Source organism: Arthrobacter sp. StoSoilB22, from assembly GCF_019977315.1.
GTDB lineage: Bacteria > Actinomycetota > Actinomycetes > Actinomycetales > Micrococcaceae > Arthrobacter.
In genome coordinates this window covers 3,456,693-3,479,610 of the sequence record NZ_AP024652.1, presented here as the reverse complement: position 1 = coordinate 3,479,610, position 22,918 = coordinate 3,456,693, and the positions used below count along the sequence as shown (strand labels likewise).

At 61.3% G+C, this 22,918-nt stretch carries 25 protein-coding genes; 8 read left to right on the top strand and 17 right to left on the bottom strand.

What is annotated here, in order from left to right:
- Positions 1 to 61 precede the first annotated feature (61 nt).
- The 3 genes from LDN70_RS16165 to LDN70_RS16155 form a co-directional block, all read right to left on the bottom strand.
- Complete coding sequence (locus LDN70_RS16165; RefSeq protein WP_223940781.1) at positions 62 to 1,279, bottom strand: FG-GAP repeat domain-containing protein; 1,218 nt, start codon at positions 1,277 to 1,279, stop codon at positions 62 to 64.
- Positions 1,280 to 1,378: 99 nt separating this feature from the next.
- Positions 1,379 to 1,891 carry a hypothetical protein gene (locus LDN70_RS16160; RefSeq protein WP_223940780.1) on the bottom strand — a complete coding sequence of 171 codons (513 nt, stop codon included), beginning with the start codon at positions 1,889 to 1,891 and terminating at the stop codon, positions 1,379 to 1,381.
- A 125-nt stretch (positions 1,892 to 2,016) separates the two neighbouring features.
- Positions 2,017 to 2,598, bottom strand: coding sequence for a DUF1349 domain-containing protein (locus LDN70_RS16155; RefSeq protein WP_223940779.1), 582 nt, complete (start codon positions 2,596 to 2,598; stop codon positions 2,017 to 2,019).
- Positions 2,599 to 2,757: 159 nt separating this feature from the next.
- Here LDN70_RS16155 and LDN70_RS16150 point away from each other — a divergent pair, with 159 nt between their 5' ends.
- A complete protein-coding gene (locus tag LDN70_RS16150) occupies positions 2,758 to 3,420 on the top strand; it encodes a hypothetical protein (RefSeq protein WP_142938171.1) in 663 nt (220 codons plus the stop codon).
- A 2-nt stretch (positions 3,421 to 3,422) separates the two neighbouring features.
- Positions 3,423 to 3,650, top strand: a complete 228-nt coding sequence (locus LDN70_RS16145) for a helix-turn-helix domain-containing protein (RefSeq protein WP_142938172.1) — start codon at positions 3,423 to 3,425, stop codon at positions 3,648 to 3,650.
- On the opposite strand, the gene LDN70_RS16140 is transcribed toward LDN70_RS16145, so the two are convergent.
- The 3 genes from LDN70_RS16140 to LDN70_RS16130 all read right to left on the bottom strand — a co-directional run bounded on the left by LDN70_RS16140 (position 3,552) and on the right by LDN70_RS16130 (position 5,843).
- Entirely contained in the window at positions 3,552 to 4,196 is a 645-nt protein-coding gene (locus LDN70_RS16140; protein WP_223940778.1) for a nucleotidyl transferase AbiEii/AbiGii toxin family protein, read from the bottom strand. The two genes, LDN70_RS16145 and LDN70_RS16140, sit on opposite strands and share 99 nt — an antisense overlap.
- A complete protein-coding gene (locus LDN70_RS16135) occupies positions 4,111 to 4,617 on the bottom strand; it encodes a hypothetical protein (protein ID WP_142938174.1) in 507 nt (168 codons plus the stop codon). The genes LDN70_RS16140 and LDN70_RS16135 overlap by 86 nt, the downstream gene beginning before the upstream one ends.
- 218 nt (positions 4,618 to 4,835) lie before the next feature.
- Entirely contained in the window at positions 4,836 to 5,843 is a 1,008-nt protein-coding gene (locus tag LDN70_RS16130; RefSeq protein ID WP_187697103.1) for a hypothetical protein, read from the bottom strand.
- 132 nt (positions 5,844 to 5,975) lie between these two features.
- Between LDN70_RS16130 and LDN70_RS16125 the strand changes: the two genes are divergently transcribed.
- The 3 genes from LDN70_RS16125 to LDN70_RS16115 are packed head-to-tail and all read left to right on the top strand — an operon-like array spanning position 5,976 to position 7,279.
- Positions 5,976 to 6,338, top strand: a complete 363-nt coding sequence (locus LDN70_RS16125; RefSeq protein ID WP_223940777.1) for a hypothetical protein — start codon at positions 5,976 to 5,978, stop codon at positions 6,336 to 6,338.
- A 59-nt stretch (positions 6,339 to 6,397) separates the two neighbouring features.
- Complete coding sequence (locus LDN70_RS16120; RefSeq protein WP_142938175.1) at positions 6,398 to 6,823, top strand: hypothetical protein; 426 nt, start codon at positions 6,398 to 6,400, stop codon at positions 6,821 to 6,823.
- A 27-nt stretch (positions 6,824 to 6,850) separates the two neighbouring features.
- The gene (locus LDN70_RS16115; protein WP_223940776.1) at positions 6,851 to 7,279 is read left to right on the top strand and encodes a hypothetical protein; all 429 of its coding nucleotides are present in this window, start codon (positions 6,851 to 6,853) and stop codon (positions 7,277 to 7,279) included.
- A 62-nt stretch (positions 7,280 to 7,341) separates the two neighbouring features.
- Here LDN70_RS16115 and LDN70_RS16110 read toward each other — a convergent pair whose 3' ends face one another.
- Positions 7,342 to 8,376: a glycoside hydrolase family 26 protein gene (locus LDN70_RS16110; RefSeq protein WP_223940775.1), complete on the bottom strand. Its 1,035-nt coding sequence runs from the start codon at positions 8,374 to 8,376 to the stop codon at positions 7,342 to 7,344.
- Positions 8,377 to 8,612: 236 nt separating this feature from the next.
- Here LDN70_RS16110 and LDN70_RS16105 point away from each other — a divergent pair, with 236 nt between their 5' ends.
- Positions 8,613 to 9,071 carry an SRPBCC domain-containing protein gene (locus LDN70_RS16105; RefSeq protein WP_223940774.1) on the top strand — a complete coding sequence of 153 codons (459 nt, stop codon included), beginning with the start codon at positions 8,613 to 8,615 and terminating at the stop codon, positions 9,069 to 9,071.
- A 53-nt stretch (positions 9,072 to 9,124) separates the two neighbouring features.
- On the opposite strand, the gene LDN70_RS16100 is transcribed toward LDN70_RS16105, so the two are convergent.
- Genes LDN70_RS16100 through LDN70_RS16075 form a run of 6 tightly spaced genes read right to left on the bottom strand, consistent with a single transcriptional unit; the run spans position 9,125 to position 16,996 of the window.
- Positions 9,125 to 9,802: a response regulator gene (locus LDN70_RS16100; protein WP_223940773.1), complete on the bottom strand. Its 678-nt coding sequence runs from the start codon at positions 9,800 to 9,802 to the stop codon at positions 9,125 to 9,127.
- Positions 9,799 to 12,423, bottom strand: coding sequence for a DUF4118 domain-containing protein (locus LDN70_RS16095; RefSeq protein ID WP_223940772.1), 2,625 nt, complete (start codon positions 12,421 to 12,423; stop codon positions 9,799 to 9,801). The genes LDN70_RS16100 and LDN70_RS16095 overlap by 4 nt, the downstream gene beginning before the upstream one ends.
- Positions 12,424 to 12,470: 47 nt before the next feature.
- The gene (locus LDN70_RS16090) at positions 12,471 to 13,085 is read right to left on the bottom strand and encodes a potassium-transporting ATPase subunit C (protein WP_223940771.1); all 615 of its coding nucleotides are present in this window, start codon (positions 13,083 to 13,085) and stop codon (positions 12,471 to 12,473) included.
- A gap of 9 nt (positions 13,086 to 13,094) precedes the next feature.
- On the bottom strand, positions 13,095 to 15,227 hold the full coding sequence (gene kdpB / locus LDN70_RS16085) for a potassium-transporting ATPase subunit KdpB (protein WP_223940770.1): 2,133 nt from the start codon (positions 15,225 to 15,227) through the stop codon (positions 13,095 to 13,097).
- Positions 15,224 to 16,891, bottom strand: coding sequence for a potassium-transporting ATPase subunit KdpA (kdpA, locus tag LDN70_RS16080; protein WP_223940769.1), 1,668 nt, complete (start codon positions 16,889 to 16,891; stop codon positions 15,224 to 15,226). Before kdpA ends, kdpB begins: the two co-directional genes overlap by 4 nt.
- A 6-nt stretch (positions 16,892 to 16,897) precedes the next feature.
- The gene (locus LDN70_RS16075; RefSeq protein WP_166841724.1) at positions 16,898 to 16,996 is read right to left on the bottom strand and encodes a potassium-transporting ATPase subunit F; all 99 of its coding nucleotides are present in this window, start codon (positions 16,994 to 16,996) and stop codon (positions 16,898 to 16,900) included.
- A 378-nt stretch (positions 16,997 to 17,374) separates the two neighbouring features.
- Between LDN70_RS16075 and LDN70_RS16070 the strand changes: the two genes are divergently transcribed.
- Positions 17,375 to 18,799: a TrkH family potassium uptake protein gene (locus tag LDN70_RS16070; protein WP_223940768.1), complete on the top strand. Its 1,425-nt coding sequence runs from the start codon at positions 17,375 to 17,377 to the stop codon at positions 18,797 to 18,799.
- A 335-nt stretch (positions 18,800 to 19,134) separates the two neighbouring features.
- Here the strand turns inward: LDN70_RS16070 and LDN70_RS16065 are convergent, their stop codons facing one another.
- From LDN70_RS16065 to LDN70_RS16055, 3 genes are all read right to left on the bottom strand, one after another.
- On the bottom strand, positions 19,135 to 20,535 hold the full coding sequence (locus LDN70_RS16065) for an MBL fold metallo-hydrolase (protein WP_223940767.1): 1,401 nt from the start codon (positions 20,533 to 20,535) through the stop codon (positions 19,135 to 19,137).
- 151 nt (positions 20,536 to 20,686) lie between these two features.
- Entirely contained in the window at positions 20,687 to 21,445 is a 759-nt protein-coding gene (locus LDN70_RS16060) for a sulfite exporter TauE/SafE family protein (protein WP_223940766.1), read from the bottom strand.
- Entirely contained in the window at positions 21,442 to 22,056 is a 615-nt protein-coding gene (locus tag LDN70_RS16055; protein ID WP_223940765.1) for a rhodanese-like domain-containing protein, read from the bottom strand. Before LDN70_RS16055 ends, LDN70_RS16060 begins: the two co-directional genes overlap by 4 nt.
- 123 nt (positions 22,057 to 22,179) lie before the next feature.
- Here LDN70_RS16055 and LDN70_RS16050 point away from each other — a divergent pair, with 123 nt between their 5' ends.
- Complete coding sequence (locus LDN70_RS16050; protein ID WP_017200146.1) at positions 22,180 to 22,437, top strand: metal-sensitive transcriptional regulator; 258 nt, start codon at positions 22,180 to 22,182, stop codon at positions 22,435 to 22,437.
- Positions 22,438 to 22,552: 115 nt separating this feature from the next.
- On the opposite strand, the gene LDN70_RS16045 is transcribed toward LDN70_RS16050, so the two are convergent.
- A complete protein-coding gene (locus tag LDN70_RS16045) occupies positions 22,553 to 22,885 on the bottom strand; it encodes a helix-turn-helix transcriptional regulator (protein WP_223940764.1) in 333 nt (110 codons plus the stop codon).
- Between the last annotated feature and the right edge of the window lie 33 nt (positions 22,886 to 22,918).

Sequence of the window (22,918 nt, the reverse complement as noted above, 5' to 3'; positions counted from 1 at the left end):
GGTTACATCAGGCCTGTGCAGCAATCGGACGTGGTGGCGAGCAATGGGGTCCCGCGGCTTCTCAGATCAGGCTGCTGAAGATGTTCCAGCCGTTGCCGATCTGACCTTGGTTGAAAAGCGAGTAGTCTCCTTCCACGCCGAGGTTGGCGTAGCTGTAGAGATTTCCGTCCCGGTTGTAAGCGATGAGGTCACTGCGGGAAATGTTGTACGACTTAATGAAGGGGCCGGCACTGCTGATTTCAGGCATTTCGTCCCAGCCGTGGCCCACCCTCGATGGTGTGCTCCAGCCGCCCTGTCCATCCGTGGGGTACTGGAAGAGGATGCCGTTACGGTCGCGGGCGAAGATGTCCGCTGTCCCGTCACCGGTGGTGTCTCCGGCGGCAATGATCTTGTCGAAGATCTGCCAGCCTGAGCCCACCTGAGAGGGGGCAAGCCAGCCGCCTTCGCCGTCGCCGGGGTAGAGATGAAGCTTGCCTTGACGGTCGCGAGCGAGGACGTCGTTGATGCCGTCACCGTCGAAATCACCCGGTCCCACCATCGAATCGAAGATATTCCAGCCGGCACCGACTTGAGAGGGCGCCAGCCAGCCGCCTTCGCCATCACCGGGATAAAGATGGAGGTTGCCGGTGCTGTCACGGCTCAGGACGTCGTTGTGTCCGTCTCCATCGAAGTCGCCGGGGGAGAAGACGATGTTGAAGATATTCCAGCCCGTTCCCACCACCCGGGGTTCATCCCAGGAGCTGGGGAATTGGAGAAGTTCCATGCCAGGTCCCCAATAGACCCAGTTCGGCTCGTATGTCCGCGGATAGAGAACAAGGTCGCCGTCGTCAGTCCGTCCCAGCAGTTCAAAGTTGCCGCGGCCCGTCCACCCCATGGCCCGGTTGGACGCGGCGACGGGACGCGTCTCCCTGCTGTGGAAGACCCTCGGTGTTTCGCACGTGGTGTGGACATTCATGGAGATTCGGTTGCCCCGGTCCTCCGGGGTTAGCTTGAGGAATTCCCCTTGCCGCTCGGTTGGTAGAGGAACGCCGTTACTGAGCCACTCAAGGATGAATCCGTTAGGTGCTTCCTCGGTCTTGCACTTTTGGAACTGAGTGATGCCCAAGGTCAGCTCGGAACCCACGTAAGGCAAACCCACAATGGGCGGCACAAAAACGTATGGCGGTGTGGGCTCTGATGGCGCTGTGGCTGCGGCTGGTGCTACTCCGGCAACGGCAGCGGGTCCCACCAACACTGCGGCAAGTACAGCCGATTTCACGGCAGATGCAAAAGTCCCCAAGATTCCCCCAGCTCCGCCCATTCAGGCTCCGATTTGAGCTGAGCATAGCAGTCCGTCGGTGGCCTCAGAGCGGAGCAAAGCGCTGTGGAGCGTGTCAGGCTAGGAGAGCTCGTACGCGGATCGTCCTGCGCCTTGATCGGCACTGTGAACATGGAGGGCGTGCCGCATGGCTTGGCGGTTTTCTTCGGCAAGGTCAGGTTGACCGGCGACGCGGTATAGGTCTGCCGCCCATTGAAACTCATCGGCGGCAGCACGGAAGCGGGCCTCGTCGAAGAGCCTCCGGGCAATGTGGTGACGAACGTAGGCTTCCTCTTCGGGTGACCGGACTGTTCGCAAGGCTTTCTCGTGGAGCACGGCGGCATCATGCCAGCGGTACTGGCGCTGATGGATTTGGGCAAGCACCAGCAGCAGCTCCCGGCGGTCAGGCGAGTTCGGTAGCAGCTTGAAGCCTTGGTCCAGGGCTTCAGCGTCCCGGCCGAGTAATGCCAAGTACCTGACTCGTTCAACGGGTGGACAATCGCCTTCCAGCGCAGCTTCCAAGGCTTGACGGTTGATCACCACGTCGCGGAACGTCGTAGGGTCAGTGCGCCAAAGACTTGCAGTATCTTCCACCGTGATGTGCCCCCCATAGGCTTGTTATGGAGCCAACTGAGTCGCAGCACTGTCAATGCCAGGCTGCCGGAAACTCCATAATCTCATGAACGGTGAAGCCCGCAAGTTCGCCGGGCTGGGTGGCCTCAGTGGAGCTGGCTGTCCGTGGGCGTAGCCCGCCAGGCGTGAAAGGGGACGGTCAGCCCTGAGCGTGTTGGTGCACAGGAGAATGGCCCGGCAGCGGCCACCAATTCGGGTGCCAACGGCACAACCCGCACCAGTTGGAGGTCGTTGCTGCCTGCAGCGGCACGGATGGTGAGGGCGTCGCCGGAGCGGCTGACCCGAATGCGGACCCGGCCACCGTTCCACCCCGGAACAGGTGCTAGGGACCAGTCCGAGAAGCGGTGGGTAACCACCGCGCCCAGTTGAGCGGCGCCGTCGGCGAATTCCACGCCGGCCTTGATCCAATGCTCAGCGCTGATGCGGACAAAGATTCCCGCTTGGTCGAATTGTTGGGAGAACGCGGCCGTGAACTCAACCTCCATGGCGCTGTCCTGCGGGAAGGGGGCGAGTAGTGCGTGTTCGGTGTCGTGGATGAAACCGTACGACGTGACGCGCCAAGCGTCGCTGCCTTCGGCGGCGGTGACCAGGAGGTCGCCTTCCTGCTCGACGACGGCGGCTGGCTGGTTGGTCCACTCACCGCGGTTCCAGGGGATGTCAGTCGGCACAGGACTCCTTGAGGTTTCAGCGCATGAAAGTTCCAGTGCTTCTAGGCAGCTGGCGTTTGGATCAGCGTATTCGATGCGGACTTTCCGATTCCAAGGACATGCGGCAAGCAGACGTGTTATCGTTTATCAATATATTGATAAACGATAAGGAGCGGGCGCGTGAAAACTGCATTCTCGACCAAAACGTCGGTTAACGTGGTGGCAAAGGTGGGCTTGTGGCTCCTGCTTGTAGCTGCCTGTGGAGTCGCTGTGGCGGCGATCCTTAGGCTTGTGTCCACAATTGGATATGCGTTTGCCGGGGTGACCACGGTGGCATTGCCAACCTTGGGCATCAGCAGGACAGATCCCTCCGCTCCCAGCATTCTTGGCCCCAAAGTTCAGCAGGTTCTCCATGGAGGCAATATCGACCTCGTCCTCCACGACCTTCCTGGAGACGCGCTGGTCCTGAATACCGCAGCCGCGGTCCTCGGGCAGCTAACCACTCTGCTGGTGTGTGCGGCCGTGATCATGCTGTGCTGGCGTTTGCTGCGGGGGGTGCCGTTCGCACCGACACTAACTCGTTCTATCTCCATCATGGGTGGGGTGCTTGTCCTGATCGGGGTGGTTGTTCCGATTCTTCAGGGATTCAGCAAACTCTTGATCGTAGACAGCTTGGACAATGTGCTCACTGTCGAGAGTCCAATTGGCAAGGGCAATCTCGACTACTACATAGTCTTCAGCGTCGACCTCCTGCCAGTGGTATTGGGGGTCGCCCTTCTGCTCCTGGCCGCTGTGTTCGCGAAGGGTGCGCAACTGCAGCGCGACACCGAGGGGCTGGTATAGCGATGGCTCCGGCTAAACAAGCCGACGAGGACATGATTCATTGCCGGCTCGATGAGCTTCTGGAGCAGCGGGGTATGACGTTGACAGACTTGAGCCGGGAGGTAGGGGTTACTCTCGCAAATCTCTCCGTCCTAAAAAATGACAGGGCTAGGGCTATCCGTTTCTCCACCTTGGCAGCCATCTGCCGGGTACTTGAATGTGAGGTCGGCGACCTGCTCGTCATCGACTAGGGCCAGGCAACGAGTGGTTTGTGTCTTTCCTGTCAGGGGCGCTGGTCCTATGAGGTCCACGGGTTCTGCTGGTGATCCCGACCGGGGGTGTTGGCTTATGTTCTCTGCGAAGCCGGTGAGGGTTTGGTCCAGCTGTGGGAGCTCAGCTTGGGGCAGCCCGTACTTGGTGAACTCCGTGGGGTCGAGGGTGCGGTGGCCAAGATCAATCACGACGGTCGTTTCAGCCTTGGTCACGGTCAGGCTGGCGAACTCTTGGTATTGGCGAGTGACCTCCACCAGGTACCCGGCCCCAGCTAGCGTATCCGTGATCTTGTCCACGGAGGCTGCGAAGGTCTCCGGGGTGTGGCTGCGGTATTGGGCAAAGAGATCAATGTCATCGGACATCCGGCTGGTGACACCGTGTTCGGCAAGTGCCTGACCGCCGGCGAGGATGAACCCGTCAGCGGCGAGAACGGAAGGGCTATTTCTGTTGCTGCGCGTTGAGCGTCGTCCATGCCGGATGTTCCTTGCTTTCGCGGTGGGTGGGCAGCTGGGCAAACGCGTCATTCCATAGCTGCCGGCAGCGGTTCGGGAGGCGCATGGAGGGCCATAAAGTGATCAGTCTGCCGGCGTTGATGATCCGGGCCATCTCCTGGGTGGAGCCGGAGTTCTGCAGCGTCAGCTGGTAGAGCGTTCTGCAGCGGGCGTCATCGGCGACGTCGTAGTGACGCTCGGGTCCCCAGTCCAAGTGGATGGGTAGTTCCACAACACCGGATGATGGGCCGTTCAGTTCTTCAAGGGAATCAGGGACGAGGTAGAAGAGGGAATCGGCGATGGTGTGTCTGGCCTCTGGTCCGTGGACGTACTCTCGAAGGCCGGCGCGGACTCGTTCAGCGACAGTCGTCCCTTCTCTGGCCGCTTTGGCGTGTGCTTGATTCCATAGCTCGTCCTCAATACGGACCGAACGTCTGGGCGTACCTGCCGACATGGTGACCTCCCTCCAGGGGCCTCTTCGGTCCTATTCTACAGGGGTGTCATGACACCTCAACCTGCCGCGCAGGGTCCTGGTACCGCGAGCTTTCCGCACTTGGGCTATGGCGCGATTCCGGCCTGAGGACTCCAGCGTTTCCTCGGCGGCCAGCATGGCCACCGCGATACCCGCACACCTTTCTACGGGCGTGCGGGTATCGGGCGGGGCCTGAGCCGTTACTCGGCGTACTGCAGGCTCGTCAGGAGGGCCTTGAGCTTGCTGTACTGCTCGGTTTCCATCCATGCCGCAGCGCTTTCGGGTGTCATGGAAACTTCGATGTTGGTGGTGGCTTGGGCTCCGCCGTTGCCCATAATCAGGAAGCTGCTGGCCGAGGTGCTGTCCGGGCCCTCAGTCATTAGGTCATCTGTCACCACACCCATGAAGTAGCGGGTGTATTCGGTGTCAAAGGGGTATTCGTCCTTGAAGAAGGCGAAGTGGGAGGCTCCGTGTCGGCTATTGAAGCCGGTCAGTGGCTGGGAGTCCAGGATGGTGCGGTTCACGGGCCCGCCCACCACGCCGCCGTAAATACCGCTGGTGATCTGCGCAACCTCAGCGCCCGTTTCGTCATGGATGTGCGCTGTGACTGTTTCGTAGTGCTTACCGTTCAAGTTGAAGGGCAGTCGCTCGGTTTGAGCGGTCCAGTCCGCCGGCAGCAGGAAGGAGATGTGCCCGTCCGGGAACGTGTACAAGCCGATCTGCGGGTAGTCGGGCGAGACGTGAGGGGTTGACGGTTCGGTGGGTGTTATCGGCGCTGGGTCTGGCGCGGAAGGAGCAACGGTCGACGGCGGATTGGTTGCCTGCGGTGCCGGTTCCACCGGCGGCGCGGGAACAACAGGTGGCGCCGGAACAACAGGTTCAGCAGACACTGCGGGAGTGGTCGGTGCTGCCGGAGCCGGAACGTTTACTTCCTGCACGGGAGTGATCACGACGGGAGCATTGGCCAGGGGAACAGCGACTTCCGGCTGGCTGACTTGTGCGGAGGGGTTGTGTTCGGAAACCGGAGCAGCAACTACTTCTTCCAAAGGGACTGCGGGGAGATCCACCAGGCTGCTGGTTTCTGCTGCCGCAGTGGTGAATGAATTACTGGCGACCGGGGTAGCCGGTGCGCAGGCGGCGAGCGTGAGTGCCAGGGTCAGCGTTGCGAGAGTGGCGTACTTGGCATGTCCGGATCGACGGTACTTCATTTTGGGTTCCTTCCCCCACGGAGTGATGGAGCAGTTCTTCTGCTCATACATGTTGTTTCCGGCAGGGGCCGATTGATTACACGTCTGCCAAAAACATTCGCTGGCCACCTTGGTGGATGGTTTACTGACTACGTGAAATCACTGGATGACTATCTGTTCGACATTGATGATCGGCCATCGAATGGTGAGCTTCGCTTTTGGATCGGGTTTCAGGTAGTGCTCGTTGGCGGCGGCTCATATGCGCTCCCGTTGTTTGCCCTGCACTGGGTTGGGGTACGTCAGTGGGCCTTGGTCATCATCCCGCTGCTGTGCGCGGCTGGCGCGGTCTGGTGGCTTGTCACAACCCTGAGGCGGCGAGGTGTGGCCACAAAGGTCATATACCGGGCGCATGGTGGCAACCCAGCCGGCACGAGTGATTTCCTCTTTGGTCAGGTGGCCTACGAGATCACTGAGGATGGTCGCTGGAAGTGGCCAACGCCAAGCTCGGGCGAATGAGGCGGGGAGTTGCCCGGTTGTTGTGACACCCTGTTCGAGAGCAATTAAGGAAACGGACCATGTATTCAGACCGCGAGCGCCACAATGACGCCGTGTATGCCGAGCACAAGGCGGCGGTAGCAGCAGGGGAGAAGCGCGTCCTTCTCAACACCAAAACCGGCGAACTTCACAGCTACCCTGCGGACGAGATTGGTTTTGCGCCTGGCCGCGGTCATGCGCAGGTCAGCACGTGGTGGGGCATGGGGATTCTGGCCGTGGTTGCCGCCATGCTCACGGTTTTCTCTGTAGTGCTGTTGCTGGCGCCGCTGGGGCAAGGACAGGGACCGATGTGGGGTGCGCTGTTTCTGACTACTTTGGCTGGTGGCTTCACGTTCTATGCGGTCACGCTGTCCGTTCAGGAGTTCCGGGCTTCGCAGCTCCGAAAGCTACGGGGTTCACCTAAGCCGAGTTCCACCGGCAGGGTAGACATACCGTCGGAGCACTAATCAAAACCTGCCTTGGGGGACAACGGAATGCGTCGTGAAACAAAAATAGGCTTTGCTCTGCTTGCGCTGTTAACTCTGACGGCCGCAGGCTGTGACGAGCGCCCATTTACCCGCGACTATGCCCGGTCCGTTCCAAACTCTGTGATTCAGGTGGGCGAGAAGTCGGACAGGACGTGGGAGTACGTGGACCGGGACGGCGTATCCAGGCATCTCAACGCCTGCGAAGACCTGAGTCCGTGGAACGGTGCCTATAGCTGCAAGTCAGCCGACGGCGCAGTTGAGTTGAGCTACTCAGCTAAACGCATGCGGAATCCCACGCTCCACATCAGTGGCGACGAGGCGGTGCCGCTGTTCTGCACCAATAGCGGATTTTTGGGCGACGGGCTGAGGTTCTGTATACCGGCGTCGGACCCTGCCGTTCCGCCTCAGCCGGTCCCTCGCCGGGATAAGTCCTAACCTGTTTTCAACGCTGAGTAGCCAAACGTCGACGGCGGCTGGTTCTGTCCTGTGGCCCTAGCTCAGGAAGCTGCGCTTTCGGCGGGTGTGCACTTCTCAGAGGTCTCGGCAAAGGTGAACCAGTGGGGGAGCGCTGCGGTGTAGGCCTCCCGAACCAGCGGGTCCTTGGTTGCTGTCCAGTCCACGGTGGCTTTGACCTCTACTTCGTCCTTGTCCCACTCGAACCAGTTGATCATCTTCAGGGCGGGGTAGTCCTTGGGGATGGCGGGATCGAAGAGTTGGCCCCACCAGGCTTCCTTGATCGCCAAAACGTCGGCACCCTCGCCGGATGCCACTGTGAGAGCTGCAGTTTCGGGGATAGCCACTGGCTTGTTCCGGGCGGTTCCATAGTCGGCATAGAAGTCGGGGACGGCCAGATCGTTTCCGCCGGCTCCGGAGTAGGTGCCGGTGAGCTGCTGAAGGAATTTCCCCGGTTCCGGGATGACGTTTGCGCCCCACGGATAAGTGTTACCCCAGTGGTAGAGGGACATGCCAACCCAATCCACGGCATCGTTGCCGGGGTAGTAGGGCGCGTAGGGATCGTCAGAGCCGGTGATGGCTCCGTCTTTGTCAGTGTCCAGGGTTGCGAAGTCAGGGGATCCTGTCACGGCTTCATATTTGCCGCCGCTGAACGGGTAACCGCCGCCGTAGTTGGGTGCCCACATCATGGCGGTGCCGGCAGCCTTGGTGTGGACCGCTTCGGCCACCAGCTGGTACGCGGCGACGTATGCGGCCGGTTGCTGACCCCAGGGGTACCAGGAGCCGTTCATCTCGTGGGCGAACCTCACTATGACAGGGACGCCTGCGTTGTTGAATCGGGCCAGCGTCGATGCGAGTTCGTCTGCTTTCTCCGACGTCACTGATGCCAAACCCTGTTTGGGCTCCAGAGTGAGGAGCATGGTTCCACCATTGGCACGGATCTGTTCGAAGGCTGCGTCGACGTTCTCTTTGTCTTTCTCCGACAGGGGAAAGTCTGTGAAGGTGACTGTAACGGCCGGGCGGCTGCCAAGATTGGCCGCATACTGCTCCAGGGTCTCGTGCTCCCAATCGAGGTTCACACCGGCAAAAATCCCGTCCTTTGGCGCCAACGGACGCGTAGGCTCACACACCGGCAGGGGAGTAGGTGGACTGCCCGGCTGAGGCGCGGCACAACCGACAACCAAGCCGCCCAACAACGCGCTGGTTGTGATCACAGCGCCAAACTTCCCGAGCCCCCAAGTCATGGCTTTCAATGTAGCAGCGCCGCTGTAGCATCAGAAGCACCACCGCATTTCGCGCGTTAAGGAGACCGAAAATGCCTGAAACACCTGACGGTTCTGCCACCACAATCAGTAGAACTTTCAGCCGTGAAACCCGGGTCTCCATCACCATCGACGCGCCTCCGTCCACTGTGTGGCGGCTTCTCACTGATGCCGAAGGCTATCCCGCATGGAACTCCACGGTGGTTTCGGTGGACGGTGAAATCGCCCCGGGATCAAAAATCAAGCTGGTTTCCACGCTGGATCCCAGCCGTACCTTCACCCTTAAGGTCAAAGAGTTCCAAGCCCCACAAAAGCTCGTCTGGGGTGACGCTCTGGGAACCAGGGTTTACACCATCACGGAGACCAACGACGGGCGCTCCCTCTTTGAGATGGCCGAGAAGATCGGCGGTCCCGTCTTTCCGCTCTTTGCATCAAGGATCCCGTCCTTTGACGCCAGCTTCACCCGGTTCGCGGCAGACCTGAAGGCGGCGGCCGAAAAGGAAAAGGAATAACGACGGCGCTGCTGCCGCCAGCTACGGGATAAACCGGCTACGGAACGAACCAGCTACGGAACAAACCTGTAGCCCATGCCCGGCTCGGTGATCAGATGCCGGGGGTTGCCTGGCTCTGTCTCGAGCTTGCGCCTGAGCTGGGCCATATAGACGCGAAGGTAGTTTGCTTCCTTGGCGTAGGCGGGTCCCCAGACCTCCGTGAGGAGCTGCTGCTGGGTGATCAGCTTGTCCGGATTTCTGAGCAGGATGTCCAGGATGTTCCACTCCGTTGGGGTCATGCGAACATCCATACCGGACTTGGTGATCTGCCTCTTGTCCAGATCCACTGTGAAGGAACTTGTTGTCACCACAGTGATGTCCTCGCCGGGTTCGTTCCTGCGGCGCAGCAGCACCCGGAGCCGTGCCAGCAGTTCGTCCAGGCCGAACGGTTTGGTGATGTAGTCATCAGCGCCGGAATCCAGGGCCTGAACTTTGTCGCTGGATCCATGTCTGGCGGACAGGACCAGAATGGGTACCGAACTCCACTCCCGTAACGCTGAAATGACTGCTGTGCCGTCCATGTCGGGCAGGCCCAGGTCCAGGATGATCACTGAGACAGGTTTTTGGGCGGCTGAGTGAAGTGCCGATTGCCCGTCTGGGGCCGTGACTACCGCGTACCCTTGGCCTTTCAAAGTGATGGCTAGTGCCCGGACAATGTGGGGGTCATCGTCAACAACCAGGATGGTGTTCACTCAAGACCTTTCTGGGCGGGCACTTTAGGTAGTCCGGGCACTTTGGGGAGACCGGGCGCTGCGGAGCGTTGTGGCGAGTCAAAGTAGGGACCTGTGGACAGGGGCAGCCTGATCAGCATTGTCAGTCCGCCGCCTGGGGTTTCTTCTGCGGTGAGGGTACCGCCCATGGCTTCGGTGAAGCCCTGCGCCACAGCGAGTCCCAAGCCTACGCCGGTGGCGGCGGGCACGTCGTCCAGCCTTTGGAAAGGCTGGAACATCTTGAGCACATTGGCCGCGGGTACGCCTTGGCCGTGATCAATGATGCGGAGTTCGCCGGCCGGCCTGCCCGCCAAGGTGGTGTTGCTGAGACCACCGGCGGCACCCACTATTACCACGTCTGAGTCTGGTGCGTACTTCACCGCGTTTTCGGCGATGTTGGCTATGACCCGTTCCAGCATCCCGGCGTCGGCGTCTATTTCGGGCATGTTCGGTGGCAGGTCCACCCTGACCCGTCCGTGCGTGATGCCGTGCAGGGCGGCATGGATTACCTCGTTCCAGCGGACAGGTTTGATGAGGGCATTGACGGAGTCTGAGGTGATCCGTGACATGTCCAGCAGATTGCCCACCAGCCCGTCCAGGCGATCGGAGCATTCATCGATGGTGGCCAGCAGCTCTTCTTCTTCCTGCTCGGTGTAGTGGACACCCGGTTGGCGGAGGCCTCCCACCGCGAGCTTGATCCCGGCCAGCGGGGTGCGCAGATCGTGGGACACGGCGCGCAGGATGGATGTCCGCATGGTGTTGCTCTCGGCCAGGCGCATCACTTCGCGGCGGGTGGCTGCGAGTTGTCGGCGTTCAAGCAGCGCTGAGAGGTGTGCTCCGAAAGCACCCAGGAGCCGGCGGTCACTGGCGGGAAGGACTCTGCCGGTGAGGACAAGCCGGGTGCCGCCGTCAACTTGCTCAATATTTTCGGTATCGTCCGGGTCGGCCTCCGGGTTGCCTGCCGAGGCCACCAGCTGCCATTGCGGTCCGTCCGCGGTGGAGGAGACGGAAGCGGATTCCGCAGCGACGAACAACGCAGCGGTGCGGACCTGGAAAACGTCCAACGCCTGCTCCAGGAGGCCTTGGACGGGATCTTCCGCGGTGGAGGCCCCACGGGTGAGATCCCCCAGGGTAGCGGCCTCGGACCGTGCCCGTGCCGCTTCTTTGGATCGCCTGGCGGAGAGGTCCACCACCACGGCCACGGCTGAGGAAACTCCTGCGAAGACCAGGAGGGCCAGCAAATTTTGGGGGTCGTTGATGGTCAGTGTCCCCAACGGCGGGACGGAGAAGTAGTTCACCAGCAGACTGCTCCAGAGGGCACCGAGGAGTGCGGGCCATAGGCCGCCCACCAAAGCCACGGCTACGGAACCGCTGAGCTGGATGAGGACTGCCGTGGCGATGTTGTGCGACGGTGCCGCTGCCAGAAGCAGCTGCAACAGCACCGGCACCACAACGGCCATGGCAAATCCCACTGCCACCCGGACACGTCCAAGGTCCCGTTTCCGGGTGCGTTCCAGCCCCCGGCCTCCCAAGGGGTGGGAAACCATGTGGACATCAATATCGCCGGAGCCCTTCACCACACGGCTTCCCACCCCGCCTGTCAGGAAGCCGGCCGGGAACTTACGCCGCGAAACGCCTACCACAATCTGGGTGGCATTGACGCTGCGGGCGAAGTCCAGCAACGCTTGGGCGGGGTCTTCACCGGAGACCGTGTGGTAGCTGCCGCCCAGGTCCTTGATCAAGGTTCGTTGGGCTTCCAGATCGTGGGGAGATTCTGCTGCCACACCATCGGCCGCGCGCACATGGACGGCCAGGAGGTCCCCGCCGTTTACCCTTTTGAGGATTCGTGCTGCCCGTCGGATGAGCACTTCACCCTCGGGGCCGCCGGTGAGGCCAATGACAATGCGTTCACGCGCAGGCCAACTGTTCTCGATGTTGTTTTCGGCCCGGTAGCGTGCCAGTCCTTCGTCCACGCGGTCTGCAAGCCAGAGCAGCGCCAGTTCACGCAGCGCTGTCAGGTTGCCTACGCGGAAGTAGTTGGACAGCGCGGCATCGACCTTCTCTGATGCGTAGATCTTGCCGTCGCCCAGGCGCTGCCTGAGGAGTTCCGGTGAGATGTCCACCAGGTGGATCTGATCGGCACGCCGCACAACATCGTCCGGGACTGTTTCGGCCTGCTTCACATCGGTGATGGCACTGACAACGTCGCCCAGGGAGGCCAGGTGCTGCACGTTCACTGTGGACAGGACGTTGATGCCTGCCTCCAGAAGCTCTTCTATGTCCTGCCAGCGTTTTTCGTTGCGGCTGCCCGGAATGTTTGTGTGGGCGTATTCGTCAACCACCGCTGTGTGGGGGTGCCGGGCGAGGACCGCGTCCAGGTCCATTTCCTCAAAGGTGCTTCCCCTGTACTCGATCACCTGCGGTGGCAGGGTTTCCAGTCCATGGGTGAGGGTTTGGGTGTCGGCGCGGCCGTGGTGCATGGCAAACGCCACCACCACGTCCTCGCCCCTGCCCAGCAACCTGTGGGCTTCCTCGAGCATGGCGTAGGTTTTGCCGACGCCGGGTGCTGCCCCCAGAAAGATCCTCAGTGTTGCCCGCGCCATGTTTTTATTCTTTCACTCTGAACGATCTGAACATTCCGGAACGGCAGTTAGCCGCGCGTCCCGGCCAGACGTGCCACATCCAGGTTGAGCAGCGTGACGTTGACCGAGGGCTGGCTCAGGAAAGCCTCCAGGCCATTGCTTGTTTGCTGATCCACCAGCTTTTGGACGTCTTGTGGTTCCAGTCCATGGGCCCGGGCAACCCGCGGTACTTGGAGGGTGGCGTAGTCCTTGGAGATGTGGGGATCCAGTCCCGAGCCGCTGGAGGTTACGGCATCGGCTGGTACCTTCTCAGGGCTTATGCCCTCCGCTGCCGCAACTGCTGCACGGTTGGTGGTGACGGTCTCCAAAAGCTTGGCATCGTTGGGCCCCAGGTTGCTGGCCGAGGACGTTGCCGGGTCCCAACTCACGGCGGAGGGCCGGAAGTGGAACCATTTCGGGTCCTGCGTTCCTGACTCATCTGCTGCGGCCTGCACCATCAGCTTGGACGCCGCTGGCTGCCCGGCGGGGTCTTTCACTATGGACCCGTTGGCTTGGAAGGGCGCGGCGAGCTGTCCGGCGCCGAAGATTGCCAGGGGGTAGAGCACCCCCAGCACTATGGTGGCCAGGAGCAGGAACCTGATGGCGGTTCCTGCTTGGCGGAGGTATCCGGAAATGACATTCATGAGTGGCTCCTAGCCGATGCCTGGGATGAGGGAGATGACCAGGTCTATGAGTTTGATGCCGAGGAACGGGGCTATCAGCCCGCCCAGCCCGTAGAGCAGCAGGTTCCGGCCGAGTGCCTGGTTGGCGGTGACTGCCCGGTACTTCACGCCGCGAAGCGCCAAGGGAACCAGGGCGATGATGATGAGCGCGTTGAAGATCACCGCAGACAAAATGGCCGACGCCGGACTGGCCAGCCCCATGATGTTCAGCAGCCCAAGGCCTGGGAATGCGGCGGTGAACAGGGCCGGGACGATTGCGAAGTACTTGGCTACATCGTTAGCGACGGAGAACGTGGTCAGCGCCCCGCGTGTAATGAGCAGCTGTTTGCCGATCCCCACGATGTTGATCAGTTTGGTGGGGTCCGAGTCGAGATCCACCATGTTGGCTGCTTCTTTTGCTGCCGGGGTGCCGGAGTTCATGGCCACGCCTACGTCCGCTGCCGCCAACGCCGGAGCGTCGTTGGTGCCGTCTCCTGTCATGGCCACCAAACGCCCTTCACCCTGTTCACGGCGGATGACGTCCAGTTTGTCCTCGGGCGTGGCTTCGGCCACGAAGTCGTCCACGCCGGCCTCGGCTGCGATTGCCTTGGCTGTCACGGGGTTGTCGCCGGTGATCATCACCGTGCGGATACCCATTTTCCGCAGTTCGGCAAAGCGATCCTTCATGCCTGGCTTGACCACATCGGCAAGGTGCACGGTTCCCAGAACCCGTGCGCCGCCGTCGTGCGTGTTCTCGGCAACAAGCAGCGGCGTGCCGCCTTGGGCTGAAATTTCCTGCACGCGGAACTGGACTTCGGCTGGAAGACGGCCGCCAGCGTCGGTGACGAAGTTCCCGACGGCGGACGCCGCACCTTTGCGGATAAGGCGCCCGTCCACGTCCAGGCCGCTCATACGGGTGCTGGCCGTGAACTCCACAATGGCGATCTCCGAGTAACTGTTGCGGAGACCGGCGAGATCGGGGCCCTCTACTCCCTTGGCGTCAGCGAGTTCCACAATGGAACGGCCTTCCGGGGTTTCGTCGGCGAGGCTGGACAGCCGGGCGGCGGTGATGAGTTGGTTCAGCTGGACGTCGTTGGCCGGGAAGAAATTGACGGCCCGGCGGTTGCCGTAAGTGATGGTTCCGGTCTTGTCCAACAACAGTGTGGTGATGTCGCCGGCTGTTTCCACCGCTCGTCCGGAGGTGGCCAGAACGTTGTGCTGCACCAGCCGATCCATGCCTGCTATGCCGATTGCCGGGACCAAAGCGCCGATGGTGGTGGGTATGAGGCAGACCAGCAGCGCTACCAGGACGATCGGGGACGGCGTTGCATCCGCCAGGGACGCAAAGGGTGCCAAGGCCATGGTGACTACCAGGAACACGATGCTCAGCGAGACGAGGAGGACGTGCAGGGCGATCTCGTTGGGGGTCTTTTGCCGGACAGCCCCTTCAACCAGCTTGATCATCCTGTCGATAAACGTGGCTCCAGGCTCAGCTGTAATGCGCACTACGATCTTGTCAGAGAGGACCTTGGTGCCGCCGGTCACGGAGGATCGGTCGCCACCGGACTCCCTGATGACGGGCGCGGATTCGCCGGTGATGGTGGACTCGTCCACACTGGCCAGGCCCTCAATGATTTCTCCGTCGGAGGGGATCACGTCCCCGGCCTCGCAGATGACCACGTCATTCAGCTTCAGGTCCGTGCCGGGTATGTCCTTGATGGTCCCATCGTCCAGCCGGAGCCGGGCCATGACGCCTTGGCGGCTCGCGCGGAGGCTGTCCGCCTGAGCCTTCCCGCGTCCCTCGGCGATTGCCTCTGAAAGGGTGCCGAACAGCACCGTGAGCCACAGCCATACCGTCACCGCGATGCTGAAAACCTCAGGCTTCAGGAAGCAGATGGCCGTGCAGGCCGCGGCGCCCACCAGCACCACGAACATGACAGGAGAGTGGATCATTTGACGCGGATCCAATTTCTTGAATGCCACGGGAAGTGCTGCCAGAAGCGTGGATGCGTTGAGTTTGGCCGGTGCCTTGCTGTGATGGCCCGGCTGGCCGAGGGCAGGAGCGCCGCTGGAGCTGATGGGTGATTGGGTCTCCGCGGCCGCAGCCGTACTGGAGCTGGTCATTTGATAAGTCCTTCTGCGAGTGGGCCCAGAGCCAGGGCGGGGAAGTAGCTCAAAGCGGTCAGGATCACGGTCACGCCCAGCAGCAACGAGCCGAACAGGGGGCCATGGGTGGGGACTGTCCCGGCGGAGGCAGGGATTTTTCTTTGCCGGGCCAGCGAGCCGGCCAAGGCCAGAACCAACGCAATGGGCAAGAACCTGCCCAGGAGCATGGCCAACCCCAGGAGCGTGGACAGGTAGGGGCCGGAGCTGGTGATGCCACCAAACGCTGAGCCGTTGTTGTTGGCACCGGAGGTGAACGCGTAGAGCAGTTCGCTGAATTGATGCGGCCCTGACGCCGGAGCGTTTGCCATTGCTTCGGGGAGGAGTGAGGAGATACCGGCGAACACCAGTACCAACGTGGGGGTGACCAAGATGTAGAGGGCGGCGAGCTTCATTTCGCGTGGGCCGATCTTCTTCCCAAGGAATTCCGGGGTACGCCCCACCATCAGCCCGGCAATGAACACCGCAATGATGGCCAGAACCAACATTCCGTAGAGTCCGGATCCGGTCCCGCCCGGAGCTACTTCACCCAGCATCATGTTCAGCATTGCGATTCCGCCGGCCAAGGGAGGCAGGGAATCGTGGGCAACGTTGACGGCGCCGGTGGAGGTGAGGGTGGTGGACGCGGCGAAGATGGAGCTCGCTGCCGGTCCCAGCCGTTGTTCGAACCCTTCGCCCAATCCACCGGCTGCCGCCGTCGCTGTTCCCTGTCCGGAAGACACCGCCCAGCCCATCAACGCGGTGGACGTCAGCCACAGTGTCCCCATCACGGCAGCCACGGTGTAGCCCTGGCGTTGGTCACCCACCATCCGCCCGTACATGTAGGGCAGGGCTGAGGGGATCAGGAGGATGAGGAACACCTGGAACAGGCTGGTGAACACGCTGGGGTTTTCAAAGGGGTGGGCAGAGTTGGCGTTGAAGTATCCGCCACCATTGGTGCCCAGGACTTTGATTGCTTCCTGGGAGGCCACAGGACCGCCGGGAATCAGCTGACTCACGCCGTTGGCCGTGTTGGTGACCTCCGTGGACCAGAAGTTCTGCACGACGCCGCCCATCACCAAGGCGATTGCCGCCACCGTGGCGATGGGCAACAGGATACGGAACGAGGCCCGGGTGAGGTCCACCCAGAAGTTGCCCAAGCGGTCAGTTGTGGTCCGCGCAATGCCCCTGATCAGGGCTACCACCACCACGATTCCGACGGCGGCGGACAGGAAGTTCTGCACGGCCAGCAGGCACATCTGGACAAAAATGCCCACGGTGGCCTCTGGCACATACGTTTGCCAGTTGGTGTTGGTGACAAAGGAGATAGCGGTGTTCATGGCAACCCACGGGTCCACGCCGGGAAGGGAGTTGCTGCCGGGCAGTACGGCTTGAAGGCGCTGCAGAGCGAAGATCACCAGGATGGATATCAGGGAGAAGAGCAGAACGCTGCGCAGATATACAGACCAGCTCTGTTCAGTCCCGGAATCCACCCCGGCCAGGCGGTAGAGGGCCCTTTCAGCTTTGGCGTGCTTGGTACTTGAGAAGACCCGTGCCATGTGAAGGCCCACGGGTTTGTGCAGCAGTGCCAACACGAGTATCAGCACGGCTATCTGGGTGATGAAGGATGCAGTACTGAAGACCACCCGCCGTCACCACTTTTCCGGGTTGAGCAACACTGCAAGCAGGTACCCTGCAACGGCCAAGCCAAGGACGAACAAGCTCACCCACATGATGGCATCCACGCTCATTGCCCGCTCACCGGGCCATCGCCGTCCACCATCTTGCCCAAAAGGTGGGCCACCCACATCACGATTCCCATGCTCACCACAAGAATCACCACAACAGCCACGTCGGCCACTGGAACGTCCTTTCATCAGAGCCCCTTTCCCGGGGGCTGATGTCAGTCAACTCCTGCAAAAGTGGCGAAAAGGCGTTCCTTACGAATCCTTAATGCGGACGCTGGAATTCTTGACGTGGTCTTAACGGGCGGGCGTTAAGGATTCGTCAAGAAATGCCAGTTTCCGGCCAGCGGGTCCCTCATCGGTGCTAATTTCGGCACGGGTTGTGATGCTGACGGTCTGCCCGGAAAGGGATCCAGTGTTGAAACATCCTTGGGAGCGTGTTTGATGACGCGCGCCCCGGAAAGACTGTCCACAGCCCAACGTTCCGTTGTGCGCAGCAACCCGCTTTTGCAGACACTCGGGCGGGAAGGCGAGCGCCTGAAGGTGTCCTTGCTGCATCCGGTCCGTTCGGTGCCGTTGGCGTTCCTTGCGGTGATCATCATCGGCGCGGGGATATTGATGCTGCCCATTTCGCGGACAGGCGAGGTGGATGACCTCGTCACCACGGCCTTCTTTACCGCCGTGTCCTCTGTCTGCGTCACTGGCCTGATCACAGTAGACACAGCCACTTTCTGGACCCCTTTCGGGCACGGGGTGATTCTGATGCTCATCCAGGTAGGTGGTTTCGGGATCATGTCGCTAGCTAGCCTGCTGGCCTTGTTCGTGCGAAAGACCATCGGCCTGCGCGGCCAGCTTGTGGCGCAGTCGGAAACCCACACCCTGAACTTCGGGGACGTTAAGGCTGTGCTGTTCAGGGTGGTGAAGATTATGGCCGTCTTTGAGGCCGTCACTGCACTGATCCTGACGGTCCGCTTCTGGATTGCCTATGACGACAGTCCCGGAACAGCCCTGTGGCACGGCGTATTCCATGCAGTCTCCGCGTTCAACAACGCAGGGTTCGCGCTTTACAGCGACAACCTCATTGGCTTCGCGGAGGACCCTTGGATCATCGTTCCCATTTGCGCGGCCATCATTGCCGGGGGACTCGGTTTCCCGGTGATCATCCAGTTATTCAGAAATCCCTTCAACGTCAAGAACTGGACCATTCACCTTCGCCTGACCATCTTCGGCTATGTGCTGCTGTTTATTGCAGGCATCGTACTCTTCGGTGCCTTTGAGTGGAACCGTCCGGAGACGCTAGGTCCTTTGAGCTTTGGCGGCAAGATTCTGGCGGCGCTTGGGGGAGGGGTGTTTCCCCGGACAGCAGGATTCAACAGCATTGACTACGGGGCAGCCACTCCCGAAACCCTCATGGTCACCAACATCCTGATGTTCATTGGCGGTGGCAGCGCAGGAACGGCCGGCGGAATCAAGATCACCACCTTCCTGGTTTTGGGGTTTGCCATCTGGAACGAAATTCGGGGACGCGAGCACGTCACCATCGCACACCGGTCCATTAGTTCTTCCACCCAACGCCAGGCTCTCACCGTCGCCCTGCTGGGTGTGGGAGTGGTGATCCTTGGGACGCTGTTGCTCCTCATGTCCACCGACTACAGCCTGGAGAAAGTGCTTTTCGAGACCATCTCGGCGTTCGGAACCGTAGGGCTGAGCACGGGCATTACCTACAACCTGCCTCCCACCGCCGAATGGGTGCTGATGGCGTTGATGTTTGCCGGCCGTATAGGCACTGTCACTGTCGCCTCAGCCATCGCCTTGGCATCCCGGCCAAGGCTTTTCCAGCTACCTGAAGAGCGGCCCATCATCGGCTGATAATTTCAGCCGGTCTGTTCCCGGGTTGTATCAATCCGTAGTGTGTTTTCGGCCGCGGGATTTCAAGGAAAACGGGCTCCCACAGCAAGTAGCCAGCTCTCGGATACGGCAGAAAGTCGAGTACCCACTACTCGTGCCCGGTGAGTACCCCATGGACTTAACTGATCTCAGCGGCTCATGAACTACCTCCAATAAACCCCCAATAGTTGGCGGTTGTACGAACCGCAGGCCGGGGCCGGACACAGTACGCAGGTACAGGTGTCCGGCCCCGCCGCCGTGAAGGTGCCCGGGCAAGAGGGGGGACCTGCCCGGGCGGTCTGAAGGGACGTGGCTGGTTAGCCCGTCGTGGCAGAGTTCTGCTGAGCGCTCCACGCTGCATAGCTGCCATCCAGCTCAACTACGTCGTATCCGGCACGGCGCAGGGCGCTGGCCGCCACGGAATTCCGGACACCTGACTGGCAGTACGTCACAAGGGTTCCCTCGGTGGGAAGCTCGTCCAGATGCCACATGATCCGCCCACCGCTTAGCTGGTAGGAACCAGGGATATTCCCGGCCACGTGTTCGCTGCGGTTGCGAACGTCCAGCACCAAAGCGGCGTCAAAACCCTGCAACTCTTCGGGCTGGATCAGCTTTGGCGTCACCAGGGGAAGCCCTGCAATGCTGGTGATGTAACCTGCCACGTTGTCGATGCCAACCCGTACCAAATGGTCCCACATGTCCATGGCCTGCTCCTGGTCCCGCGCTAGAAGTACCAAGGGGTTCTTGTCCGTCTCCGGGTTCACCACCCAAGCGCCGTAGCTGGCCACGGATTTGCCGGCCGGAACGTTCAAGGAACGGTCCACCGTGCGTTCGTGGACCTCACGGTGGGAACGGGTGTCAATGAACGTGAGAGTGTCCTCGGCCAGACCAGCTGCAACCATGCCTACTGTCAGTTCGGCCAGAGGTGTCCGCTCACCCATCACCACTGGGCCCTCACGGTTTTCCCGCTTCATCCGCCCAAAGTAGGCGTGCGCGTCGGGCTGCCCGTCCAGAAGCTCGTTGATGAAACCCTGCTCGTCGTTGGCGGCAAGGTAAGGGCCCCACCAGGCGTACAGCCGCTCGTAGCCAACGGTGGAAGACGGGATGGCGCCGAGGGCCTTGCCGCAGGCACTCCCGGCACCATGAGCCGGGTGGACCTGGACATAGTCCGGCAGGGTGAGGAACTTATCCCGAAGGCTAGCGAACAGCTGCTTTGCACCTTCAAAGCGGGTGTCCACACCCCCGGCTGCCTCGTCCAGCAGGTCCGGTCGGCCCAGGTCACCGGAGAAAACAAAGTCGCCCGAGAGCAGGTAGCCGGGCTGGTCGCTGAATGCGCCGTCGGTGACCAGGAAGGACAAGTGTTCAGGTGTGTGGCCTGGGGTGTGCACGGCCTGGATGCTGATGTTGCCGATGGTGATCTTGTGGCCGTCGTAGAGGCGCTCGCCGTCGAACTTGTACTGCCAGTCCGGGCCGCCTTCGCCGGAGACGTAGATCGTTGCGCCGGTGGCGGCGGCCAGTTCACGGGTGCCGGACAGATAGTCAGCGTGGATGTGGGTTTCTGTGACGGCAACAATCTTCATGCCGTTCTTTTCAGCCAGTTGCTGGTAGACCGCGATGTCTCGGCGGCCGTCCACAACAACGGCCTCTCCCTTGGCTTGGCAGCCGATCAGATAGCTGGCTTGGGCGAGGTCTTCGTCGTAAATACGCTCAATAAGCATGATGTTCGCTCCCTTGTTGAATAGGCCCAGTTAAATAGGTCCGGTTGAATAGGCCCAGTTAAATAGGTCCGGTTGAATAGGCCCAGTTGAATAGGTCCGGTTGAATAGGCCCAGTTGTTTGGGGCCGGTTGCTTGTATCGGGTTGCTTGGGTCAGGCAGTGACTGTGCTGGCGGTGACCCATGCCGCGACGGCGAAGATGAGTACCGCGAATGAGATGCGGATGTGCTTGTCTTGCAGGTGACGTGCCAGGCGGGCTGCTGCAAGGGATCCCAGGATGGCCGGGACCGCGAATGCCAGGGTGGTGGCCCAGTCAATGGTGTAGCCGGCTGCGTGGGCGCTGAACCCGGCGGCAGAGTTGATCACGATAATTGCCAGGGAGGTTCCTACTGCCTGTTTCATGCGCAGGCCAAGAAGGATGGTCAGTGCGGGGGTGATCAGGAAACCTCCTCCAACACCCAGCAATCCGGTGAGGAACCCCACCAGCAGGCCCACTCCTACGGCTTTCGGAACGCAGGATCGGAGTGCGCGGTGTGGGCCCGTGCTGCAGGACCCCTCGGATTCGCGGGTTTTCATCAGCATCCGTATGCCTGCAGCCACCATGATCACGGCAAAGGCGAGCATCAGGATGTTGGGATCGAGCAGTCTGCCCACGGCCGCACCGGCCCAGGCTGCCGGTATGCCGGCTGTTCCAACCAATGCGATCACGGGCCAGTTCAGGCCAGCACGGACCCGGGGCAAAAGAGCGGCGAGGGAGGACACGCCCACTACCAGCAGCGACGTCGGAATAGCCTGTGAGGGGGTCATGCCCACCCCGTACACCAGGGCCGGCACTGCGATGATGGACCCGCCACCGCCTACTACACCCAGGACAACGCCGACCACTAGCCCCAGGCCCAGGGCTGGAATCATGCTGCGGCACCCCCAGGGGATACCAGGGGTAGCTGAAGGATGGCGCTTTCGCGGGTGGGTTCCTTGGCGGCTTTGTTCCACGGCATGGCTGAAAGAGCCTTACCCATGGCGCAGGTATTGGTGGCGGCGGAGAAGGTCAGCCCGGCTCCAATTGCGCCAGCGAGTAGGCGGACCTTGGGAGAGATGAGTTTGCCTCCGACAAGGCCGAGGACCACCAGGGATCCTGCGGTGAGGCGGACCTGGCGCTCGAGGTCCCAGCGGTTCTTGCCCCTGACCACGTCCCCGCCAACTGCGGCGAAACCGGGAGCACCGCCGGTAAGGACGTACGCACCTTCCATGCCGGCTTTGCCCAGGCGCTGCCGGGCTTGCTCGGCGCGTGCTCCTGACTGGCAGACCAGAACCACCCTGGAGCCCAAGCGGGTGGCCAGCTCGTCTGTGTGTTCTGAGAGCAGCGGGAGGGGCACGTTGTAGGAGCCGCGGATATGCATCGCCTCAAACTCAGCCGCGGAGCGAACATCGATCACCATGAGGTCCTGGTGCTGATGGATCCAGGTCCGAAGGGTCTCCGGGGCGAGGGCGGTAATGGCTTGCGACGTGGGAGGGGGAGTCATTTTTGGCCTCTCGGAAGGGGATAGGTGGATACCCCACCGAGTATTGCATATACCCCCGGGGGTAATCAAAACACCCTAGGGGGTATAGGATCTAGGTTAGGATCCTGATCATTGGAGAAGTACGTGGAACTCAATCCCTCAGAACTGACCCCCGTCATCAATCGCCTCAAGCGCGCGCAAGGCCAGTTGGCCGCTGTCACCCGCATGCTGGAAGAAGGCCGTGACTGCAAGGACGTAGTGACGCAGCTGGCGGCAGTGTCCAAGGCGTTGGACCGGGCAGGGTTCGCCATCATCGCCACGGGGCTGGAACAGTGCATTGTCCAGAAGGACGCAACCATGGACAAGAAGGAGCTGGAGAAGCTCTTCCTCTCCCTCGCCTGACCCTGGCGATGGGTCGGACACGCCGGCCCCTAGCCAAACCCCGCATGCCAGGCAATCGAACAGCCGTGGTTAGCTGTCGCCCGCGCCCAACTGCAAGCGCCCGCGCTGAGTGAGGTCAGTCGTCCTCGGTAGACGCCGAAGGTGCGGGAGGGGCTAGCAGGAGGATCAGCTCGTCAATTTCATGTGCTGATGTGGTGGGATGCCGGAAGTGTTGGTGGGGTTCCAGGGTGTAGTGGGTGCGGCGTCCCACTCGGCTGCGGTGAAGATACCCCTCGTTTTCGAGGTCTTTGAGTATTTGCAGGGCTGCACGTGGCGTGATCCCAACACGGTCAGCTATCTCGGTGACCCTGATCCCGGGGTCTGTGGCCACGGAAAGCAGGACGTGTCCGTGGTTCGTCAGGAAGGTCCAGCTATGCCGCTTCCGCGGAGGCGGGGGCGGAGGCGGCATAGCTGGCAACGCTTCCTTCGAGCTCATTGGTAG